Source organism: Actinomadura mexicana (genome assembly GCF_900188105.1).
Lineage (GTDB): Bacteria > Actinomycetota > Actinomycetes > Streptosporangiales > Streptosporangiaceae > Spirillospora > Spirillospora mexicana.
The window spans coordinates 1-20,034 of record NZ_FZNP01000006.1 but is presented as its reverse complement, the minus strand read 5'-3'; the positions used below and the strand labels follow the sequence as shown (position 1 = coordinate 20,034).

At 70.0% G+C, this 20,034-nt stretch carries 17 protein-coding genes, 1 tRNA gene and 1 pseudogene; 15 read left to right on the top strand and 4 right to left on the bottom strand.

Annotated elements, in window-relative coordinates; translation table 11 throughout:
- Positions 1-6: 6 nt before the first annotated feature.
- The gene (locus CHC11_RS16525; RefSeq protein WP_089312645.1) at positions 7-1,257 is read right to left on the bottom strand and encodes a molecular chaperone DnaJ; all 1,251 of its coding nucleotides are present in this window, start codon (positions 1,255-1,257) and stop codon (positions 7-9) included.
- A 220-nt stretch (positions 1,258-1,477) separates the two neighbouring features.
- On the opposite strand from CHC11_RS16525, the gene CHC11_RS16520 reads away from it, so the two are divergent.
- The 12 genes from CHC11_RS16520 to CHC11_RS16470 all read left to right on the top strand — a co-directional run bounded on the left by CHC11_RS16520 (position 1,478) and on the right by CHC11_RS16470 (position 12,727).
- A complete protein-coding gene (locus CHC11_RS16520) occupies positions 1,478-2,053 on the top strand; it encodes a TerD family protein (protein WP_089312644.1) in 576 nt (191 codons plus the stop codon).
- A gap of 40 nt (positions 2,054-2,093) precedes the next feature.
- A complete protein-coding gene (locus CHC11_RS16515; RefSeq protein ID WP_089312643.1) occupies positions 2,094-2,672 on the top strand; it encodes a TerD family protein in 579 nt (192 codons plus the stop codon).
- Positions 2,673-2,732: 60 nt separating this feature from the next.
- Positions 2,733-3,854 carry a DUF475 domain-containing protein gene (locus tag CHC11_RS16510; protein ID WP_089312642.1) on the top strand — a complete coding sequence of 374 codons (1,122 nt, stop codon included), beginning with the start codon at positions 2,733-2,735 and terminating at the stop codon, positions 3,852-3,854.
- A 51-nt stretch (positions 3,855-3,905) separates the two neighbouring features.
- The gene (locus tag CHC11_RS16505; RefSeq protein WP_089312641.1) at positions 3,906-4,484 is read left to right on the top strand and encodes a TerD family protein; all 579 of its coding nucleotides are present in this window, start codon (positions 3,906-3,908) and stop codon (positions 4,482-4,484) included.
- Between the two features lie 72 nt (positions 4,485-4,556).
- Positions 4,557-5,726, top strand: a complete 1,170-nt coding sequence (locus CHC11_RS16500; RefSeq protein ID WP_089312640.1) for an HpcH/HpaI aldolase/citrate lyase family protein — start codon at positions 4,557-4,559, stop codon at positions 5,724-5,726.
- The gene (locus tag CHC11_RS41350) at positions 5,723-7,081 is read left to right on the top strand and encodes a phosphoribosyltransferase family protein (RefSeq protein WP_179278870.1); all 1,359 of its coding nucleotides are present in this window, start codon (positions 5,723-5,725) and stop codon (positions 7,079-7,081) included. Before CHC11_RS16500 ends, CHC11_RS41350 begins: the two co-directional genes overlap by 4 nt.
- Complete coding sequence (locus CHC11_RS41345) at positions 7,078-8,190, top strand: cysteine protease StiP family protein (RefSeq protein WP_245919310.1); 1,113 nt, start codon at positions 7,078-7,080, stop codon at positions 8,188-8,190. The genes CHC11_RS41350 and CHC11_RS41345 overlap by 4 nt, the downstream gene beginning before the upstream one ends.
- A complete protein-coding gene (locus CHC11_RS16490; protein WP_089312639.1) occupies positions 8,187-9,023 on the top strand; it encodes an HAD family hydrolase in 837 nt (278 codons plus the stop codon). The genes CHC11_RS41345 and CHC11_RS16490 overlap by 4 nt, the downstream gene beginning before the upstream one ends.
- 107 nt (positions 9,024-9,130) lie before the next feature.
- On the top strand, positions 9,131-9,955 hold the full coding sequence (locus CHC11_RS16485; protein WP_089312638.1) for a TrmH family RNA methyltransferase: 825 nt from the start codon (positions 9,131-9,133) through the stop codon (positions 9,953-9,955).
- A gap of 8 nt (positions 9,956-9,963) precedes the next feature.
- Complete coding sequence (locus CHC11_RS16480) at positions 9,964-10,707, top strand: rRNA methyltransferase (RefSeq protein ID WP_089312637.1); 744 nt, start codon at positions 9,964-9,966, stop codon at positions 10,705-10,707.
- 188 nt (positions 10,708-10,895) lie between these two features.
- On the top strand, positions 10,896-12,215 hold the full coding sequence (locus CHC11_RS16475; protein ID WP_089312636.1) for an MGH1-like glycoside hydrolase domain-containing protein: 1,320 nt from the start codon (positions 10,896-10,898) through the stop codon (positions 12,213-12,215).
- 17 nt (positions 12,216-12,232) lie between these two features.
- Positions 12,233-12,727: a hypothetical protein gene (locus CHC11_RS16470; protein ID WP_089312635.1), complete on the top strand. Its 495-nt coding sequence runs from the start codon at positions 12,233-12,235 to the stop codon at positions 12,725-12,727.
- Here the strand turns inward: CHC11_RS16470 and CHC11_RS16465 are convergent.
- A complete protein-coding gene (locus CHC11_RS16465) occupies positions 12,724-12,996 on the bottom strand; it encodes a YtxH domain-containing protein (RefSeq protein ID WP_143227085.1) in 273 nt (90 codons plus the stop codon). The genes CHC11_RS16470 and CHC11_RS16465 overlap by 4 nt on opposite strands.
- Before the next feature lie 143 nt (positions 12,997-13,139).
- On the opposite strand from CHC11_RS16465, the gene CHC11_RS16460 reads away from it, so the two are divergent.
- Positions 13,140-13,212, top strand: a tRNA-Asn gene (locus tag CHC11_RS16460).
- Between the two features lie 151 nt (positions 13,213-13,363).
- On the opposite strand, the gene CHC11_RS16455 is transcribed toward CHC11_RS16460, so the two are convergent.
- Both CHC11_RS16455 and CHC11_RS16450 read right to left on the bottom strand, forming a co-directional pair.
- Positions 13,364-14,641 (bottom strand): IS256 family transposase, encoded by a 1,278-nt coding sequence (locus CHC11_RS16455; RefSeq protein ID WP_143227167.1) that lies wholly within the window; start codon positions 14,639-14,641, stop codon positions 13,364-13,366.
- 602 nt (positions 14,642-15,243) lie between these two features.
- Positions 15,244-16,485: pseudogene (locus CHC11_RS16450) on the bottom strand (IS256 family transposase).
- A 708-nt stretch (positions 16,486-17,193) separates the two neighbouring features.
- Between CHC11_RS16450 and CHC11_RS16445 the strand changes: the two are divergent.
- Entirely contained in the window at positions 17,194-18,498 is a 1,305-nt protein-coding gene (locus CHC11_RS16445; protein ID WP_143227084.1) for a hypothetical protein, read from the top strand.
- A gap of 958 nt (positions 18,499-19,456) precedes the next feature.
- Positions 19,457-20,034 (top strand): transposase (locus CHC11_RS16440; protein WP_179278869.1); only part of this gene is annotated, 578 nt, incomplete at its 3' end.

Here is a 20,034-nt window from a genome sequence, read left to right as displayed (position 1 = left end):
CGGCGGCTAGCTCTGCTGGGCGCGCTCCGTGCGGATCCGCGCGACGACGTCGCCGGCGGCCGTCCTGATGGACTCCAGCTCCTGCAGGTAGGCCCAGTAGTCGGGGTGGGCGCCGGTGAGCCGCCGCGGCGCCCTCTCCAGCCGCTCGACGAGGGAGTCGAGCACGCGGGCGTGCTGGGGCGGGGCCCCGCCCGGCTGCGCCATGGCGAGCCGCTGGGCGTCGCGCACCGCGAACCGGACGCTCTCCACGGGCTTGGCCGGGTCCTCGGCGACCGCCTGCAGCTCCGCCACCCGCCCGGTGACCTGCCCGGCGCGGCGGTCGGCCGCGTTCAGCTCGGTGCGCGCGGCGGTGAGCGCCTGCTGCGCCCGCTTCCACTCGGCGCGGCCCGCGTGCGCGGACGCCTCGTTCAGCCGCTCGCGGGCCCGGGTGACGGCCGCCTCGATCGACTCGGGGGCGCCCTTGAGATCCTGCCAGCACGCCTGCGAGTAGCCGCGCACGAGGACCCGCATCGCCTCCTGGACGGGCTTCGTGCGGTTCGCGACGGCGTCGGCCCGCGTCCGGACGGAGGACAGCGAGTCGCGGACCTTCTGCGCCTGCCGGGGGAGTTCCGCGGCGGCCTCCCGTGCCCGCCCGGCGATGTCGCGGACCTCGTCGGCCTTGCGGATGGCGCCGTCGAGGCCGAGCCCGCCGAGCCCCTGGGAGCCGAGCTGCGCGAGGACCTGCTTGGCGCGGTCCAGCTCCTCCTCCGGGTCGGTGGCGTCCATTCCGGCGGCCTTGGCCGCGGTCACGGCGGCGTCGGCGGCGGCCACGGCGTCGCGGGCGGCGGTGAGGCGGGGCGGGAGCTGGTCGAGGGCGGACTCCAGCCGGGCCATCTGCGGGGCGAGGCGCTCGGCGAAGCCGTTCAGATCCCCGGCGATCTTCTGCAGCCGCTCGGTGGAGGCGACGAACGCGCGCCGCGCGGCGTCGTACTCGGCCGGTGACCGGTCCTGGTCATCGAGGTCGTGGGCGTCCAGAACGGAGATGTAGGCCACCGAGGCGGCGTCGGCGGCCTCGGCGAGCCGGGTGAACTCGCGGCGGGCGGGCTCGGCGGCACTGGCGTCCAGGTCCTCGAACACGGTGACGCGGCCGCCGATGTACTTCTGCGCCTGGTCCATGTCGTAGAAGGCGGCCGCGGCCGCCTCTCTCGCCTCGACGGCCCCGGCCGCCGCCTGTGCCCCGCGGCCGCCCCGGCGGCGCTGGTCGCCCGGTCCCCGCAACGCAGCCTCCCTTCGTCCGCCCCCCAGTCTGGCGCAAGCCGCCCGGGTTTCGTCCATGTGCGGAGGCTGCCGGGTGCGTGACGACGGCCGGGTGGCGACCGAATCACAAAGATTGTCGTCATCCCTTCATAAAGGAGGGAACGGATAGCATCGCTGCAACGTCGATAAGGCTGGGCGCCCGATCGGCGTCCGATCCGGCATGCGATCTTGGAGGTCCCCCGTGCCCGTCAGCCTGAGCAAAGGCGGCAACGTCTCGCTCACCAAGCAGGCCCCCGGCCTGTCCGCGGTGACCGTCGGTCTCGGCTGGGACCTGCGCACGACCACCGGGACCGATTTCGACCTGGACGCCTCCGCCATGGTCCTGGACGCCTCAGGCAAGATCATTACCGACCAGCACTTCGTCTTCTTCAACAATCTGCGCACGCCGGACGGTGCGGTCGAGCACACCGGCGACAACACCACCGGCGCGGGCGAGGGCGACGACGAGCAGCTCAAGGTCAACTTCGGCGCGATGCCCGCCACGGCCGAACGGGTCGCGTTCGCCGTGTCGATCTACGACGCCGACAACCGCGGACAGAACTTCGGGCAGGTCCGCAACGCCTACATCCGGGTGCTGAACCAGGCCGACGGCGCGGAGATGGCGCGCTACGACCTGACCGAGGACGCGTCCATGGAGACCGCCATGGTCTTCGGTGAGCTGTACCGCAACGGGACGGAATGGAAGTTCAGGGCGGTGGGCCAGGGGTACGCGTCGGGCCTGGCCGGCATCGCTGCCGACTTCGGCGTCAACATCTGAACAGTCTGAACAGTCCGGACAGGAAGGGAGTAGCCCGCACATGGGGGTTTCACTCGCCAAGGGCGGCAACGTCTCGCTGACGAAGGCCGCGCCCAACCTCACCGCGGTCATCGTCGGCCTCGGCTGGGACGTGCGCGCCACCACCGGCGCCGACTTCGACCTGGACGCCTCCGCGCTGATGCTGGCGAGCACCGGCAAGGTCATGTCGGACCAGCACTTCGTCTTCTTCAACAACCTGCGCAGCCCGGACGGCTCGGTGGAGCACACCGGCGACAACCTGACCGGTGAGGGCGAGGGCGACGACGAGTCGATCAACGTCGACCTCACCGCGGTGCCGCCCGAGTGCGAGCGCGTCGTGTTCCCGGTCTCGATCTACGACGCCGACAACCGGCAGCAGAGCTTCGGGCAGGTCCGCAACGCCTTCATCCGGATCGTCAACCGGAACGACGGCAACGAGCTCGCGCGCTTCGACCTCACCGAGGACGCCTCCACCGAGACCGCCATGGTCTTCGGTGAGCTTTACCGGCACAGCGGCGAATGGAAGTTCAGGGCCGTCGGACAGGGGTACGCCTCCGGTCTGGCGGGCATCGCGATGGACTTCGGCGTCAACGTCGGCTGAGCGCCGGCGCCCCCGCACCCCGGCCGCTCCGCCCGGCCGCCCTCTAGCAGAAATACGCGCATGATTCTTCGCACCTTCGGGTGGTCCTTCGGCGTCACGGTCGTCGGCCTGCTCATCGCCCTGCTCTACGACGGGCCGACCGGGCTCGCCCTGGTCGCCGTGCTGGCCGTCCTCGAGGTCTCGCTGTCGTTCGACAACGCCGTGGTGAACGCCAAGGTGCTCGACAGGATGAGCGCCTTCTGGCAGAAGATCTTCCTCACCGTCGGCATCGCGATCGCGGTGTTCGGCATGCGGCTGGTCTTCCCCCTGCTGATCGTGGGGATCACGGCCAAGCTGAACCCGGTCGAGGCGTTCGACCTCGCTCTCAACGACTCGCACCGCTACCACCAGCTGATGAACGACGCCTACCCGATGATCGCGGCGTTCGGCGGCATGTTCCTGATCATGCTGTTCCTGGACTTCGTGTTCGAGGAGCGCGCCGACAAGTGGCTGCCGTGGCTGGAGCGCCCGCTCGCCCGCATCGGCAAGCTGGACCAGCTGTCGGTCGTGGTGGCGGGCGGCTCGCTGGCGCTGGTGGCGTGGCTGTCGGCCGACGACCCGGGCAACGTCATGATCGCGGGCGTGCTCGGGATGGTGACCTACATCCTGGTCAACGGGCTCGGCGAGCTGTTCTCCGAGGCGAGCGGGGACGACGAAGAGGACGAAGGAGACGGCGCGGAGGCCGCGGAGGGCGGCGGGCGGTCCGGGCCGAGCTCCCTGGCCCTCGCGACCGGCAAGGCGGGGTTCTTCCTGTTCCTGTACCTGGAGGTGCTGGACGCCTCGTTCAGCTTCGACGGCGTCATCGGCGCCTTCGCGATCAGCACCGACCCGATCGTCATCGCGCTGGGCCTCGGCATCGGCGCCATGTACATCCGGTCGCTGACGGTGTTCCTGGTCCGCAAGGGCACCCTGCACGAGTACGTCTACCTGGAGCACGGCGCGCACTGGGCGATCGGCGCCCTCGCGGTCTGCATGCTGGTGAGCATCGGTCACCACGTCCCCGAGTGGATCACCGGCGGGCTCGGCGCCGGGCTGATCATCGCCGCGTTCGCCAGCTCGGTGGTCCGCAACCGCAACGAGGACGGGGACTCTCCCGACTCGGCGGCGGGCGGCGGGCGGCCGCTGCACTCCAGCCAGGTCTGACCGGCGTAACCGCGACCCCGCGACACACATCGATCACTGGAGGAGCCGACGATGTCCATATCGCTGCAGAAGGGGCAGAAGGTCTCGCTGGCCAAGCCGGGCGGCGGCACCCTGACCAGAGTCAAGATGGGTCTCGGCTGGGACGCCGTCGCCAAGAAGGGGCTGTTCGGCAAGGGCAAGCCGCAGTCCATCGACCTGGACGCCTCGTGCCTGCTGTTCGACGCGTCCGGCAACCTCGCCGACCAGGTGTGGTTCCGGCAGCTGCGCAGCAAGGACGGCTCCGTCCAGCACACCGGCGACAACCTGACCGGCGAGGGCGAGGGCGACGACGAGGTCATCAACGTCGACCTGCAGAGCGTCCCCGCGGGCGTCGCCCAGCTGGTGTTCACGGTGAACTCCTTCACCGGCCAGGACTTCTCCCAGATCGCCAACGCGTTCTGCCGGCTGGTGGACGAGAGCACCGGCCAGGAGATCGCGCGCTACGAGCTGACCGGAGCCGGGCAGCACAACGCGCAGATCATGGCCAAGGTGTCGCGGGACGGGCAGGGCTGGTCGATGACGGCGATCGGGGCGACCGCGACCGGCCGCACGTTCCAGCACCTGCTGCCGGCCGTGGCGACGCACCTGTGATCCGGCGCGGCCCGTCCGTCCGGGGGCGACCCCACGCGGCCCCCGTCGAAAGCACCGTCTGACGAGGGGTAAATGCGGCACTTCGACCATATCGACGCCGCGCGTCGCAAGCACCTGTTCTACCGGCATCCGCGCCCGTTCGGCCGGCACGACGACCCGGACGTGCTGGCGGTCGCGCTCGGCGCGACGCTGTACTGCCCGGCCACGCGCCCGGCCCTCGCCGCCGACATCGAGAGCGCGGCGAGGCGGGGCGTGATGAGCATGGTCGTGTGCCTGGAGGACGCGATCGCCGACGACGAGGTCGAGCCCGGGGAGGCCAACCTCGTGGCGCACCTGCGGACGCTGCACGCCGGCTCCCGGACGCGCGGCGCGGAGGTCCCGCTGCTGTTCGTCCGCGTCCGCGACCCGCGGCAGATCGGTGACCTGGTGGGCCGGCTCGGCGACGCGGCGGAGCTCCTCACCGGGTTCGTGCTGCCGAAGTTCACCGCGTCCGGCGGTGGAGCGTTCCTGGACGCGCTGGAGGACGCGGCCGACCGCTCCGGGCTCCGGCTGCTGGCGATGCCGGTGATCGAGAGCCCGGAGGCCGTGTACGCCGAGACGCGCGCGGAGATGCTGCACGACGTGGCGCGACTCCTCGCCAAGCACCGGTCGCGGATCCTCGCCGTCCGGCTGGGGGCGACCGACATGTCCGCCGCGTACGGGCTGCGGCGCCCGCCCGACCTGACGATCTACGACATCCGGCCCGTCGCGGGCGTGATCTGCGACGTGGTCAACATCCTCGGCCGCGCCGACGGCACCGGCCACGTGGTGACCGGGCCCGTGTGGGAGTACTTCTCGCAGGGGGAGCGGATGTTCAAGCCGCAGCTGCGGCAGTCGCCGTTCGAGCGGCAGAGCGCCGCGCCGCTGCGGCAGCGTCTCATCACCTCCGACCTGGACGGGCTGATCCGCGAGGTGCACCTGGACAAGGCGAACGGGCTCACCGGCAAGACCGTCATCCATCCGAGCCATGTGGCTGCCGTCCACGCGCTGTCGGTGGTGACGCACGAGGAGTACAGCGACGCCGCCGACATCCTGGGCGTCAACGGGGGCGGTGCGATGGCCAGCTCGTACGCCAACAAGATGAACGAGGCCAAGCCCCACCGCGCGTGGGCGCAGCGGCTGATGCTGCGCGCCCAGGTGTTCGGGGTGGCGGCGGAAGGTGTCACGTTCGTCGAGCTCCTGGAATCGGCGGACAGCCGGTGACGGGTTCCTGGGTGGGGTCGCGGCTGGGCGTTCGCCTCGTCGACGGCGCGAGGCCGGCCGGCGCAGGGCTCTCGTCGCTCGTCGGGCTCGCCGTGCGCCGCAACCCGAAGCGCGCGCATCTGCTGGTGTCCGGGGTGCTGGGCAAGCACGTGCCGACCGACCCGCGCCTGGTCTACGGGGCGGGTCTGCTGCTGGGCGAGCTTGTGCGCGCGCGCCTGCGGGGCGACGCGCCGTCCCGTCCCGGTTCGCTTCTCGTGGACGGGCTGCGGGGCGAGCCGAACGCTGCCCCCGCACTACGCGACTTCATGCGTGTTCCCCAGAACCCCGTCGACGCGATCGTGCTGGGTTACGCCGAGACCGCGACGGCCTTGGGGCATTCGGTGGCTGACGCTCTGGGCGGTGCCTACTACCTGCACTCCACGCGGCGTCCCGTTCAGGGGTTCGTCACCTACGGCGGATTCGAGGAAGAGCACAGCCATGCCACGAGCCATCTGCTGCTGCCCGCCGATACCGCGCCCCTCGATCGCGACGTACCAGTGGTCCTGGTGGACGACGAACTCTCCACCGGCCGGACGGTGCTGAACACCATCCAAGCCCTGCATGCCGTACGTCCCAGGAGCCACTACGTGCTGGCTGCCCTGGTCGACCTGCGCGACCCTGCCGACCGGGTCCGAATGGACGAGCTCGCCGTCCGGCTGGGTACCCGCATAGACGCGGTGGCAGTGGCCGGGGGGCGGGTCGAGCTTCCGGAGGGCGTCCTTGAGGCGGGAAGGGCGCTCGTCGCCGGGATCTCGTCCCCGCCCTTCACCCCCAAGGGGGAACCGGCGTTCGGGGTCTCCCGGGTCGAGCTGGAATGGCCGGCTGCTGTGCCGGACGGCGGACGCCACGGATTCCTGCCCGCGCACCGGACGCGGCTGGAGAAGGAACTGGCCCGGATGGGCGACGTCCTCGCGGCTGGCCTCGGGGAAGACGCCTCCCATGCCCTCGTGCTCGGGTTCGAGGAGTTGATGTACGCGCCGTTGCGCCTCGCGGAGGCGCTCGCCGACGCCCGGCCGGACGTGGACGTCCGCTACTCCACGACGACGCGTTCCCCCGTGCTGGCCGTGGACGACCCCGGTTACGCCATCAGAACCCGCCTGGCGTTCCCGTCCCATGACGATCCCGCGGATGGGCCGGGGGAGCGGTACGCCTACAACGTCGCCCCTGGGGCCGGTCAACGCCGCTTCGACAGGATCGTGTTGGTGGTGGACGACGTCGGTGACACCGTGGCGCTCGCTGACGGCCTCTTGGAAAGGCTCCGCGCGCTAGCCCCCGTTACAGTCGCCGCCGTCCCGTCCTACAGGAGGGCATCGTGAAGCCGCTGTACGGGCCTGCCTTCGGCAGCTACGCGGCGGAGGACGTCGCCTGGCTCCTCAAGGATCTGTCCCACGCGCGGCTCGAAGCGCCCACGGAGGAACGCGAGGCGGCGATCCAGTCGGGACGGGCGCACTACGCCGAGTCGCTCCCCGTCGAGTACCAGCCGGGTCCGGAGTACCGGCGGTTGTTCCACGACGCGCTGGAGGCGTCCGCCGAGCGGCTCGCCTACGCGACCGGGCTGGTCACCGAGATGATCCTCGCCGAGCGCGGCCCGGACGCCGTCCTGGTGTCGCTGGCGCGAGCCGGAACGCCCGTCGGCGTCCTGATGCGCCGCTGGGCACGGTACGCGCACGGCCTCGACGTCCCCCACTACGCGGTCAGCATCGTCCGCGGCCGGGGCATCGACACGGTCGCGCTGCGGTATCTCGCCGAGCACCATGACCCGGCGTCGGTGATGTTCGTGGACGGCTGGACGGGCAAGGGCGCCATCACCAAGGAACTGAACGCCGCCCTGGCAGAGCACCCGTTCCCGTCCGATCTCGCAGTACTGGCGGACCCGGGGCGGTGCACGTCCCTGTACGGCACCCGGGACGACTTCCTGATCCCGTCCGCCTGCCTCAACTCGACCGTGTCGGGCCTGGTGAGCCGGACGGTCCTGAACGACTCCCTCATCGGGCCCGGCGACTTCCACGGCGCGAAGTTCTACGCCGAAATGGCCCCGGACGACGTGTCGGACGTCTTCCTCGACGCGGTCTGCGCGCGTTTCGGGCACGTGGCCGAACGCGTGGCGAAGGATCTTCCGGAGCTCCGCGCAGCCGACCGGGCGCCCGACTGGACGGGATGGGAGGCCGTCCGGCGCAGCGCCGAGGCGGAGGGCGTCGACGACCTGAACCTCGTGAAACCGGGGATCGGAGAGACGACCCGCGTGCTGCTGCGGCGCGTCCCGTGGAAGGTGCTCGTGCGGGCCGACGCCGGACCGGAAGTGAGCCACATCAGGCTGCTCGCCCGCGAACGCGGCGTGCCCGTCCACGTGGTCGAGCCCGGCCGGTTCCCCTACGCGTGCATGGGGTTCATCCATCCCCGGTTCGGCAAGGGGGCCGTGCAGTGACCGTCCTGGTGTGCTCAGACCTCGACCGCACGCTCATCTACTCCACCGCGGCCTTCGCCCTGGAAGGCCCGGACGAGACCATGCCGCGCCTACTGTGCGTGGAGTTCTACCAAGGCGCGCCCCTCTCGTACATGACCGAAGCGTCCGCGCGCGCACTGGAGGCACTCGCGACGGCCTCCACGTTCGTCCCGACGACGACGCGCACCCCGGAGCAGTACCGGCGCGTCCACCTCCTGGAAAAGCCGCCCCCGTACGCCATCTGCGCGAACGGCGGCCACATCCTCGTGGACGGCGAGGAGGACCCGGCCTGGGAGGCGGCCGTCCGTGGCCGGATCGCCGACGGATGCGCCCCGCTCACCGACGTCCAGCAGTACCTCGCCCGCAACGGCGGCGACTTCGTCCTCAAGCGGCGCACCGCCTCCGACCTGTTCGCCTACACCGTCGTGGACCGCGCCGCACTGCCGTCCGGCTGGGTCGAGGACCTCACCGGGTGGTGCGCCGAACGCGGCTGGCGGACGTCCCTCCAGGGCCGCAAGGTCTACTGCCTGCCCGCCGGCCTGACCAAGGCCGCCGCCGCCCGGGAGGTCGCCCGCCGCACCGGCGCGTCCACCATGATCGCCGCCGGTGACGCGCTCCTGGACGCCGAGCTGCTGGAGGCCGCCGACCTGTCCGTCCGCCCCGCCCACGGGGAACTGCACGACACCGGCTGGACGGCCCCGGCCACCGCCGTCACCGCCGCCCGCGGCATCGCCGCCGGCGAGGAGATCGCGCACTGGCTCCTGGCCCGGGTGGCGGTACCGCGAGTTCTCACCGAGGGGGCCGGCGGCCGGTAGCGGGTGCCGTACCGCGCGCCGTCCGAGGAAGGCACGAGGAATCCGCCCCTGGATCGGTGTGGGAAACTGGGCGCTCACCCGGCGGAATGCGAGAACGGGAGCGTTTTGTGGCAGGTGTCCTGCGGGTCTCGCGGCCCAACGCGCGGTTCCAGCAGTGGGAGGCGCTGCTGCGGAACCGGAACAAGCGGCAGCGGGCCGGGGAGTTCCTGGTGCAGGGCGTCCGTGCGATCAGCCTGGCGGTGGAGCGCGGCTGGCCGGTCCGGGCGCTGGTCTACGACGCGGAGCGGCCGCTGTCGCGGTGGGCGGCCGAGATGCTGGAGCGAGCCGGGGGCGAGCGGGTGGCGATGGCGCCCGAGCTGCTGCGGGAGCTGAGCGGCAAGGAGCAGGAGGTCCCCGAGCTGGTCGCGGTGGTGGCGCTGCCGGACGACGACCTGGCGCGGATCCCCGTGGGCCCCTCCTTCCTGGGCGTGGTCTTCGACCGGCCGACCGGGCCGGGCAACATCGGCACGATGGTGCGTTCGCTGGACGCGTTCGGCGGTGCGGGGCTGATCGTCACCGGGCATGCCGCCGACCCCTACGATCCCAAGGCGGTGCGTGCCTCCACCGGGTCGCTGCTGGCGGTGCCGGTGGTCCGCGTCCGCTCCCACGGCGAGGTGCTGGACTGGGTGCGGCGGGAACGGGCGGCCGGACGTCCCCTCACCGTGGTGGGCACCGACGAGGACGGCACCGCCGACATCGCCGAGGTGGACCTGACCGGACCCGCGCTGCTGGTGATCGGCAACGAGACCGCCGGGCTGAGCGCCGGCTGGCGGCAGGGCTGCGACACGATGGCGCGGATCCCGATCGGCGGCGCGGCCAGCTCGCTCAACGCCGCCAGCGCCGCCACGGTCGCGCTGTACGAGGCCGTCCGCCAACGCGGCCCCCGGCCCTAGGCGCCCCAATGGCCTACCGTTACGCGGTCGTCCGGCAGAACCACGAGGATCTGGCCAGCGGCGGAGTGCTGCATTCGGCTCCCGGCTTTCCCGCCTTCCCGGTGCGGCTGGCCAGCGAGATGTTCCAGCGCGCCCTGGCTCTGCTCCGGGAGGACGAGGCGACGGTCTGGGACCCGTGCTGCGGCAGTGGCTACCTCCTGACCGTGCTGGGCCTGCTGCACCACCGCCAGATCACCGCCGTCCTGGGCACCGACGTCGACACCGAGGCCCTGCGTCTGGCCGCACAGAACCTGAGCCTGCTGGACGAGGCCGGCCTGACCGCCCGCGCCGCCGATCTGGACGCGCGGGCCGAACGCTGGGACAAACCCTCCTACGCCGCACCGGCCCGGGCGGCCCGGCGGCTCGCACGCGAGCTGCGGACCGGGCGGGGCGGCGTGGGGCACGCCGTACGGCCGGCCGACGTGTTCGACCCCGAGCAGCTCCGCCGGGCGCTGGACGGCGCCCGCCCCGGCCTGGTGATCACCGATGTCCCCTACGGGGAGCAGACCGACTGGCGCGGTCCCGGCGGAGCGTCCGGGGTCGCGGGCATGCTGCGGGCCCTGGGCGCGGTGCTGCCCGAGGAGGCCGTGATCGCTGTCGCCGTTCGCGGCCGCAGGCTGCGCCTGGACGACGGTCTCCGCGCGGACTCCTCGTTCCGGATCGGCACCAGAGCGGTCGCCCTGTTCCACGCCAGGGCAGTCCGAGCGGGCTGACCCCGGCGCGCGACGCTCAACGGCCGCCACCCGGGCGGTCGGTCGCCGCGTCCGCACGGTGTATTTTTCACCGCGTCCCGGCCGCCCCCGTAGAGAACCGTCACCGCCCCAGGGGTCGCCGTGGCCGCGATCTGAGGCGACAATCGAGGTGCACCCTTCTCGCGCGCAGGGGAGGCCACCTGGACCACATGAGCTCCCGTCTCACCGGCGACGAGACCGCGCTGTGGAAGGCCGCGGCCCGGGTCCTCGACGCGAACTGGACGGGCAACGCCACCGCCGCCTCGCCCGGCCTCTACCCGCACCAGTGGAGCTGGGACTCGGCCTTCATCAGCATGGGCCTGGCCCGCCACCGCCGCGGCCGCGCCGAGGCCGAGCTGATCTCCCTGTTCCGCGGCCAGTGGGCGGACGGGATGCTGCCCCACATCGTGTTCAACACGCGCCTCGACCGGCGGGCCTTCTTCCCCGGCCCCGAACTCTGGCGCAGCGACCGGCAGCCCGACGCCCCGCGCGGCGTGCACACCTCCGCCCTCACCCAGCCGCCGCTGCACGCCCTCAGCGCCCTGCGCCTGCACGAATGCGCCGCAGACGGGGAGAGCAGCCGGGCGTTCCTGGCACGCCTGTATCCGATGCTGACCGCCCAGCACCACTACCTGGCCCGCTGCCGCGACCTGGACTCCAGCGGCCTCATCGCCATCTGCCATCCGTGGGAGTCGGGCCTGGACAACAGCCCCGCCTGGGACCGCCCGCTCGGCGCCCTCCCGCTCCCCCCGTCCTCCTACGCGCCCGGCCTGCGCCCCCACAACCTGCCGACCGGCGAGGACTACGACCGCTACGTGCGACTCGTCGCGCTCATGCGGGAGGCCGCCTACCGGCCCGGCTACCTCCGCGACGCGCACCCGTTCGCGGTCGAGGACCCCCTCGTCAACGCCGTCTACCTCGCCTCCTCGCACGCTCTCGCCGCCATCGCCGAGATCATCGGCGCCGACCCCGTCCCGCACCGCGAACGCGCCCAGCGCGTCCACGAGGCCGTCCTCGACCGGCTCTGGGACGCCGAGACCGGCTGCTTCCGGGCCCGCGACCTGCGCGACGACCGCCTGCTGCCCGTCATCACCGCCGGCTCGTTCGGCCCGCTGCTGGACCCCGAGCTGCCGGCCCCGATCGTCCGCAACCTCGTCGACCTGCTGCTGTCGGCGCGCTTCGCCGGCGCCGCCGGCTACCCCGTCCCGACCTGCGACATCCAGGCGCCCGCGTTCGACCGCGCCGGCTACTGGCGCGGTCCCACCTGGATCAGCACGAACTGGCTCGTCTGGTACGGCGCCCTCACCCACGACCTGCCCGTCGTCGCCGACCTGCTCTACGGCTCCACCATGCGGCTCGTCCGCCAGTCCGGCTTCCGCGAGTTCTTCGACCCGTTCGACGGCACCGGCCGCGGCAGCCACGACTACGCCTGGTCGGCGGCCCTCGTCCTCGATCTCCTCGGGGCCCGCCGCGCCCCCCAGGCGGCCTGATCGCCTACCGTGGGGGGATGCGCCTGAACCGGGGTCCCCTGCCCGCCGCGGTCCGCGCCGAACTCGCGCTGGAACGCGGCGAACGCGTCCTCGCGGCGGCCCCGACCCGCGGCGGCTCCCACGTCACCGCCACGCTCTTCGCCCTGCACGTGCCGACCCCCTCGGGCGGCTTCACCCGCATCCCCTGGGAGCGCGTCGACCACGCCACCTGGAAGGACGGCTGGCTGCACGTCAAGGAGACCTCCGGCGGCGCCGAGCACCACGTCCGGCTCACGGGCCCCGGCTCGGTGCCCGAGACCGTCCGGGAGCGCGTCACCGCCACCATCGCCGTCACCCACCACGCCACCCTCCCCGGAGGCGGGAAGGTGCGCATCGCCGGCCGGCGCCCCGCAGCCGGCGGCGATGTGCGCTGGACGTTCGTCTTCGACGCCGGGCTCGACCCGTCCGACCCGGGCCTGCGGGCCCAGGCCGAACAGGTCCTCGAAGACCTGCGCCGTCAGACCGGTCTCTAGCCGGGGTAGACGGGCGGCTGCTCCTCCTCCTTGCGGCCCCCCGTCACCTGCTCGGGCACCCGGTCCTTCAGGTGCCCCGCCTTGTCGCGCGCGGCCCCGGCGAACGTCTCGCCCTTCGACCGGATCTTCCCGGCGGCCTCCTGCACGTTCGGGTTCTCCGACACCTGCTTGGAGAGCTGCCTGATCTGCTCGTACCGCTCGCGCCCGGCCTTCGTCCCGAAGACGTAGCCGACCGCGGCACCTGCCATGAACATCGTGCGAGCCTTCATGTCCAACTCCTACTGACGGCGGAATCGTGACACCCCCTATACCCGCCCTAGCCGCCTCAATCCCCGCGCGTGCGCGAACAGCCCCGGACATGCGCTAATCTAGACGCGCCGCCAGGGGCCGACACACCCCGGCGCACGCACGATCCCGCGTAGCTCAATCGGCAGAGCAGCCGGCTGTTAACCGGCAGGTTATTGGTTCGAGTCCAATCGCGGGAGCGGTGTCATAGACACAAAGTCCCAAGTCAGGGCCTGTCTCGCGATGTCGAGACAGGCCCTGACTGCGTGGTGCCTGACCTACTGCCTGACTAGTGCTCCAGCCGCCTCAGTGGGTGTGTCCAGTTAACGGTGTAACTCGATCTTGCTGAGGTCAGTTGCGGGCGGCGGTGAGGCGGCCTTCGAAGGCGATGTCGAAGGCGTTGAGGGCGGCCTTCCAGCGGGCGATCCAGCGTTTGCGGCCGGTGCCGGTGGGGTCGAGGCTCATCACTGCGAGGTAGACGCACTTGAGGGCGGCCTGCTCGTTGGGGAAGTGTCCGCGGGCCTTGACCGCGCGGCGGATGCGGGCGTTGACCGACTCGATGGCGTTGGTGGAGCACACGACCTTGCGGATCTCGGGGGCGAACTGCAGGAACGGCACGAACTCGGCCCAGGCGTTCTCCCACAACCTGACGATCGCCGGGTACTTGGTGCCCCAGGTCTCGGCGAACTCCAGCCACCGCTCGGTCGCGGCCGACTCGGTCGGGGCGGTGTAGACGGGCTTGAGCGCCTTGGCGATTTTGTCCCAGTCCTGGCGGGCCGCGTACCGGAACGAGTTGCGCAGCAGATGGACGATGCACGTCTGCACCAGGGCTTGCGGCCAGACGTTGCCGACCGCGTCGGGCAGGCCGGTCAGCCCGTCGCAGACCACCATGCAGGCGTCGCTGACGCCCCGGTTGCGCAGTTCGGTGAGGACCTGCAGCCAGTATTTGGCGCCCTCGCCGCCGTCGCCGGCCCACAGTCCCAGGATGTCGCGGGTGCCGTCGGCGGTGACGGCCAGCGCCACGTAGATGGGGCGGTTGGCGACGTGCCCGTCGCGGATCTTGACGTGGATGGCGTCCAGGAAGATCACCGGGTAGACGGGGTCGAGCGGCCGGTTCTGCCACTCGGTCATCGAGTCCAGGACCTTGTCGGTGATGGTCGAGATGGTCTGCTTGGACACCGAGGCGTCGTACACCTCGGCCAGGTGCGCCGAGATCTCCCCGTGTGTGAGGCCCTTGGCCGACAGGGACAGCACCATCTCGTCCACGCCGGTCAGGCGCCGCTGCCGTTTGCGGACGATCTTCGGCTCGAAGGTGGCGTCCCGGTCCCGCGGGACGTCGATCTCGATGGGCCCGACCTCGGTGGTCACGGTCTTGGACCGGTGCCCGTTACGGACGTTCCCGCCGCCTTCGTCGGCCCGTTCGTGACGGTCACGTCCCAGGTGGTCGGTGAGCTCGCCCTCGAGTGCGGACTCCAGCACCCGCTTGGTCAGCTCGGCCAGCAGACCACCCTCGCCGGTCAACTCCAGGCCCTGCTCGCGGGCCTGGGCGACCAGCCGGCCGACCAGTTCCTGCTCGACCACGGCCACCGGACCGCGCTTGTCGTCGGGCTCGGCCACCACGGCCTCCATCTTCACTTCGGTCGTCATCAGGTGTCACTCCTTGATCAGGAGTTACACCGAAAACCGTACAGTCCCGCCTCAGTGATCGGTGAGGTCGCGTTGGCGCTGTCGTGGCATCTTCGAGTGGCGGGCTTGGTGTCGGTGTCACGAGTACGACCGTGAGGAGGGTGAGCGAGCGGGGGCCGCGGTGGGTGTAGGAGGGCGTTGAGCCCCGCGGATCTTCTTGACGGTGAGAGGAACCAGGTCGTCGGGTTTGTTTCGGTCCACACCGTAGGAGCGCGGCGTCCCTGCCGGCCGGGCCTCGTGAGATGAGGGCGTCAGTCTTATCATCGTCGGTGACGCCGGGGTCTAGAGGTGAGTTCAGGGTCAGCTGCGCGCAATTGACCACGCGGCCAAGGTGACGGGCCCTACCAGGCGGTGTGTTTGCCAACGTCGCATTGGGCCTGACCAGCCACGTCCATGGGCGCTTGCATGCATTCTCCGCGCTCCGGCGGGATGTGGTCGTACCACATCATCTCGGGCAGGCGGATTGGGTGGTTCGCCGGCACCAGTAGGTCACGTCCACTGGAGTGGTGTAAGAGTTGATCTTCGCGTGATCCTGTTTCTGCAGGTTAAGCGGTGAGTTCTCGCTGGTCGGTCTCGGGGTCGGGTGTGTTGCCCTCGACTGCTCGAAGGCGGGCTTTGGCCAGGAACTCCAGGCCCATGTAGCGGCGGGCTTCGGTCCATTCGTCGGTCTGTTCCATCAGGACGGCGCCGACGAGGCGGACGATCGCGGCCCGGTCGGGGAAGATCCCGACCACGTCGGTGCGCCGCCGGATCTCCTTGTTGAGGCGTTCTTGGGGGTTGTTGGACCAGATCTGCCGCCAGAGCTGGCGCGGGAAGCCGGTGAAGGCCAGCAGGTCGTTGCGGGCGGCGTCCAGGTGTTCGGCTGCGTCGGGGTGCTTGGCCTCCAGCGAGGCGACCACGCGGGCGTGCTGGGCGTGGACCTCTTCGGCGGCGGGCTGGTCGAAGATGGTGCGCACCAGCGTCGCCACCCACGGCTGCGCCGACTTGGGGACGCGGGTGAGCAGGTTGCGCAGGTAGTGCGTGCGGCACCGCTGCCAGGCGGCCCCGGGCAGGGTCGCCCCGATCGCCTCGACCAGGCCGGCGTGGGCGTCGGAGATGACCAGTTGGACGCCGGTCAGGCCGCGGGCGACCAGGCCGCGCAGGAACGCCAGCCACCCGGCTCCGTCCTCGGCCGAGGTGACCTCGATCCCGAGGATCTCGCGGTGCCCGTCGGCGTTGACGCCGGTGGCCACCAGCACGTGCACGTTCACGATCCGGCCGCCCTCACGCACCTTCTGGGTCAGGGCGTCCACCCACACGAACGCATACGGGCCGCCCTCCAAAGGCCGGTTGCGGAACGCCGCGACCTGAGCGTCCAGCACCTTCGACATCTCCGAGACCTGGCTTTTGGAGATGCCCTTGATGCCCATCTGCTCGACCAGCTTGTCCACCCGCCGCGTCGAGACGCCCAGCAGATAGGACGTGGCCACCACCGAAACGAGGGCCTGCTCGGCCCGGCGCCGCCGCTACAGCAGCCACTCGGGGAAGTAGGACCCGCTGCGCAGCTTGGGGATCGCCAGCTCCACGGTGCCGGCGCGGGTGTCCCAGTCCCGCACCCGGTAGCCGTTGCGGCGGTTGACCCGCTCCTCCGAGCGGGTCCCGTAGTCGGCCCCGCACACCGCATCGGCCTCTGCCGACATGAGCGCCTCGGCCATCGTCTTGACCATCGACCGCAACACATCGGGCTCACACGCCCCGATCTGCTCGGCCAGCCAGCCCGCAGGGTCCACACTGTTGTCCACGGCCATCGCGTTCTTCTCCTTCGGTCTTGGTCGATTCGAAGGATCACGCGATGGCCGTCTCACGTCACGACGCCACGCCCGCTGACCAGGTCAAACTCATACACCACCTCCGTGGACGCAACCCACCAGTAGAAGCCCACGGCGGTCGGGGCACTGATCGGCTATAGGCCCAGCATCCACTCAGCTGTGCACATCAGACGACCCCTCGTACCCATGTTTCTACAGGCCGCCGACCACTTCTCTCTGGAGCGGGCATGCTCGGGAGGGGGGTCGGGACGGGCCGAAATGGTGTGGGTTCTGTTAAATCGCCTTCTTGAACGACGACCACGGCGTGCACCTATTGCCGTCGGCGAGCGCTTCAACACCGCTTCCCCGAGAGGTCTGCAATCTTCAACATGCCGCCAGCTGGCGCGGTCCTCGACGGGAGATCGTCCACTCCTCCGCCGAGGGGCGGTTATCGCGCTGGAGGGCATACTCGCGATTCCTGCTCCTGAAGCATCTGCCTGGGGTGCTGGGAGGTCCACCGCTCACACCCGCCGCCCGGCGTACCGCCAGCGCCCTGCAAATCCAGGCTCGGCACCACCAGTTCCTAACTCGTGATCAGGACCTCTCGGTAACTGTCCCACACGTTGCTGTTTGTCAAGAGTTGACTTAGCTTGACCTAAAAGCGAAGATCCTTGTGTTGATCATCGTCCCACTTGGAAGGAACATGTGGTGTTCGCTCGCAACATTTTGGCAATGGCTGCCGCAACCTTCGCTGTCACGTCAATCGGAACTCAAACGCCGACGGCAGCTGCTCCTTCACCTCCCTCCAATCCTGGCGCGCGCCTTACTCCGGCGACGGCCGACCAGATCCGGCAGGCCGAAGCGCTTAAGCCTCTGCAACGTCTGGCCAGCGCGGCCGTCAGTGCCGGTGAGCACGACTTCGCCAGCCAGTACGCGGGGGCACGACTGCAACCCGACACTGGCAAGGTAGAGATATTCCTCACCGATACCGCCAAGGGTTCTCGCTTCCTGGCCGCCCTCAGTAAACGGGACCCGGGAGCCGAGACGGACCGCCTTGTCGTCAAGCCCGCTAAGTACAGTGAACGGTACCTCACCGCAAAATCCAACTTGATAATGGCTCGGGCTCGCGCAGGTAAACTGCCCTTCACGGTGTATGCAACCGTCCTTGCCCCCGACGGGAGCGGACTCACCGTCGAGGTGCCCAACCCCAAGCAGGCTCGGCGGGCCCTTGCGGGCACCGCTGCCTCCGCAGACACCGAGATGTTCGATAATGCAGTCACCGTCGTCAAGGGCGAGCGCATAACGTCGCTTTCCGGACGTGTGGACTTCCCAAGGCTGACCGGTGCTGGCCTCAACATCGAGAACCCGGCGGGCTATGCCTGCACCAGTGGACTCCCCTTCAGGGATAAGACCATCAACGCTTACTACATCCTCACCGCGTTTCACTGTTACGACCTCTTCGAATCGATAGGCACGCCGAGCTACCCCGGGCTTGGCCAAGTCACCGCAATCAGCAAACCTGCGGACGCGTCGATGGTCAATATCGTCGCCCCCACCCCTGTCGGGCCGCCCTCGAATCCTGGTGCCTTCGTGGCTGAAAACGGACTCCCCGATGAAGGCAGCATCGGGGGGAAGACGATCACAGCCGCCGGCGACACGGTCGCGGGCGCCCTCGTGTGCCATAACGGCTTCATCTCCTACCAGAACGGTGACGGAGTGCCCTGCGACTGGGAAGTAAAAGGCAAGACGCAGTACAACCTCACCGCGCACGGCATCACCTACACCGTGAACGGCATGCGCTCCGAGCCTAAATCACCGGTTGCCGTCGCCTATCACGGCGACAGTGGCGCGGCAGTCTATACTCTTAACGGCGCCTACACAGTGAAAGGGGTCGGCATGGTGTCGGCCGGCGGCGGCTGTGGCGAGACCAGTTCATGTACGAGCATGTCGTTCACGAACGTGAGTGCCGTCACCGCCGCGTTCCGCAACCTCACGCCTATGACCTCTCCGTGACTGTCTGACCTCAACCGCCAAGAGGCCGCGCTGGAGCAAGGAACCCTTCAGCGCGGCCCACTCAAGGAGATGGAATTCTGCAACAGCAACGGAGGGGCCTGGCTGGCCTTTTGTGGATCATTTTGAGAGCTCGCTCCACGTCTCACCGAGATCATCGCCAACACTCGGTAGCCGGCTCTCTCGCTCCACAATCGTTTCCATTCTGTTCCCGGGCAAGGATCACCCTGAGGATAAAGCGTGAGGTGCGCGGGCTGCGCTGGCCCTACTGTGCGGACCAGCAGGGATAGAGGCATGAGCACCCCATCCTGTCCGGCCACTACCCGTCCGGCTCGATCGGTGACAACCACACGAAGCGTGGAAAGCCTAACCCTCGTCACACTTTTCGACGACACTAGCGCTTCTGCCGCTGGTCGACCATCACCGCTCTGCTGAACTGATGTGAATCTCAACGAAAGATCGAAAAGCTCCGACCCCGCAGACCTCGGCGCTATACGGCCACAGACGAACGAACCGGCTGCGGATGGCCGGGCAGCCGCTTCCCCTGTCATACCCAAACCGTTGAACTTCCACAGCGCCACCGCGCAAAATCCGCCAGCAACGGCCACAGCCAGGACGACCGCAACGAACGAGACGCGGACACCATGCCACCGGCGAAGGCGCTTCCAACCAGCCTCGTGATTTGATCGCATGTGCGCATTCTCCCTCAACATTCCGCAGCCGTCTCGCTCCCCGCCTGATCTGATCACGGGCAACGAGCACGAAACAGATTTCTGGCACCACTGACCTGGTGCGCAACCTGGGCTCTCGCTTCGGAGAACGGCACCAGCACGCGTTAGCCTCGGGCTTTCACCGGGCGGCGGGTCGAGAGTGACCGTTTAGACAAGAAAAGTGCCCCCGAGCTGGGAGGATAGGGCTTGTCGAGAGTCCTGTCCGCACCAGTCCAGAAGGCACTTTTCACGTGAAGACTACAGGTCGCCCTGCCAAGCTCGCGGTGTCTTGTGACGGCGCGGGGATCGTCGGTCATGCTGGTGGGGTGCTGCTGGCCCAGACGCTCCGGGTCACCGGCCTCGACCAGGCGCTTTCGGTTGGGTTGGAGCGGTGGCGCAAGCCGCGGGCGACCCACGATCCGGGCAAGGTCGTCGCGGACCTGGCGGTGATGCTGGCGCTGGGCGGGGACTGCCTGTCCGATATCGCGGTGCTGCGGGCCGAGCCGGAGTTGTTCGGGCCGGTGCCCTCTGATCCGACGGTGTCGCGGCTGGTCACCAGCCTGGCCCAGGCCGGCCCGCAGGCGTTGCGGGCGATCCGCAAGGCCCGGGCGGCGGCCCGCGCGCGGGCCTGGGAACTGGCCGGCGAGCACGCCCCTGGGACGGGCGGTGACCTGATCGCGGTGGATCTGGACGCCACGATCGTGCTCGCGCACTCCGACAAGCAGGACGCGGCGCCGACGTGGAAGCGCACCTTCGGGTTCCATCCGATGACCGCGTTCATCGACCACGGCCCCGGCGGGACCGGGGAGGCCGCCGCGCTGGTGCTGCG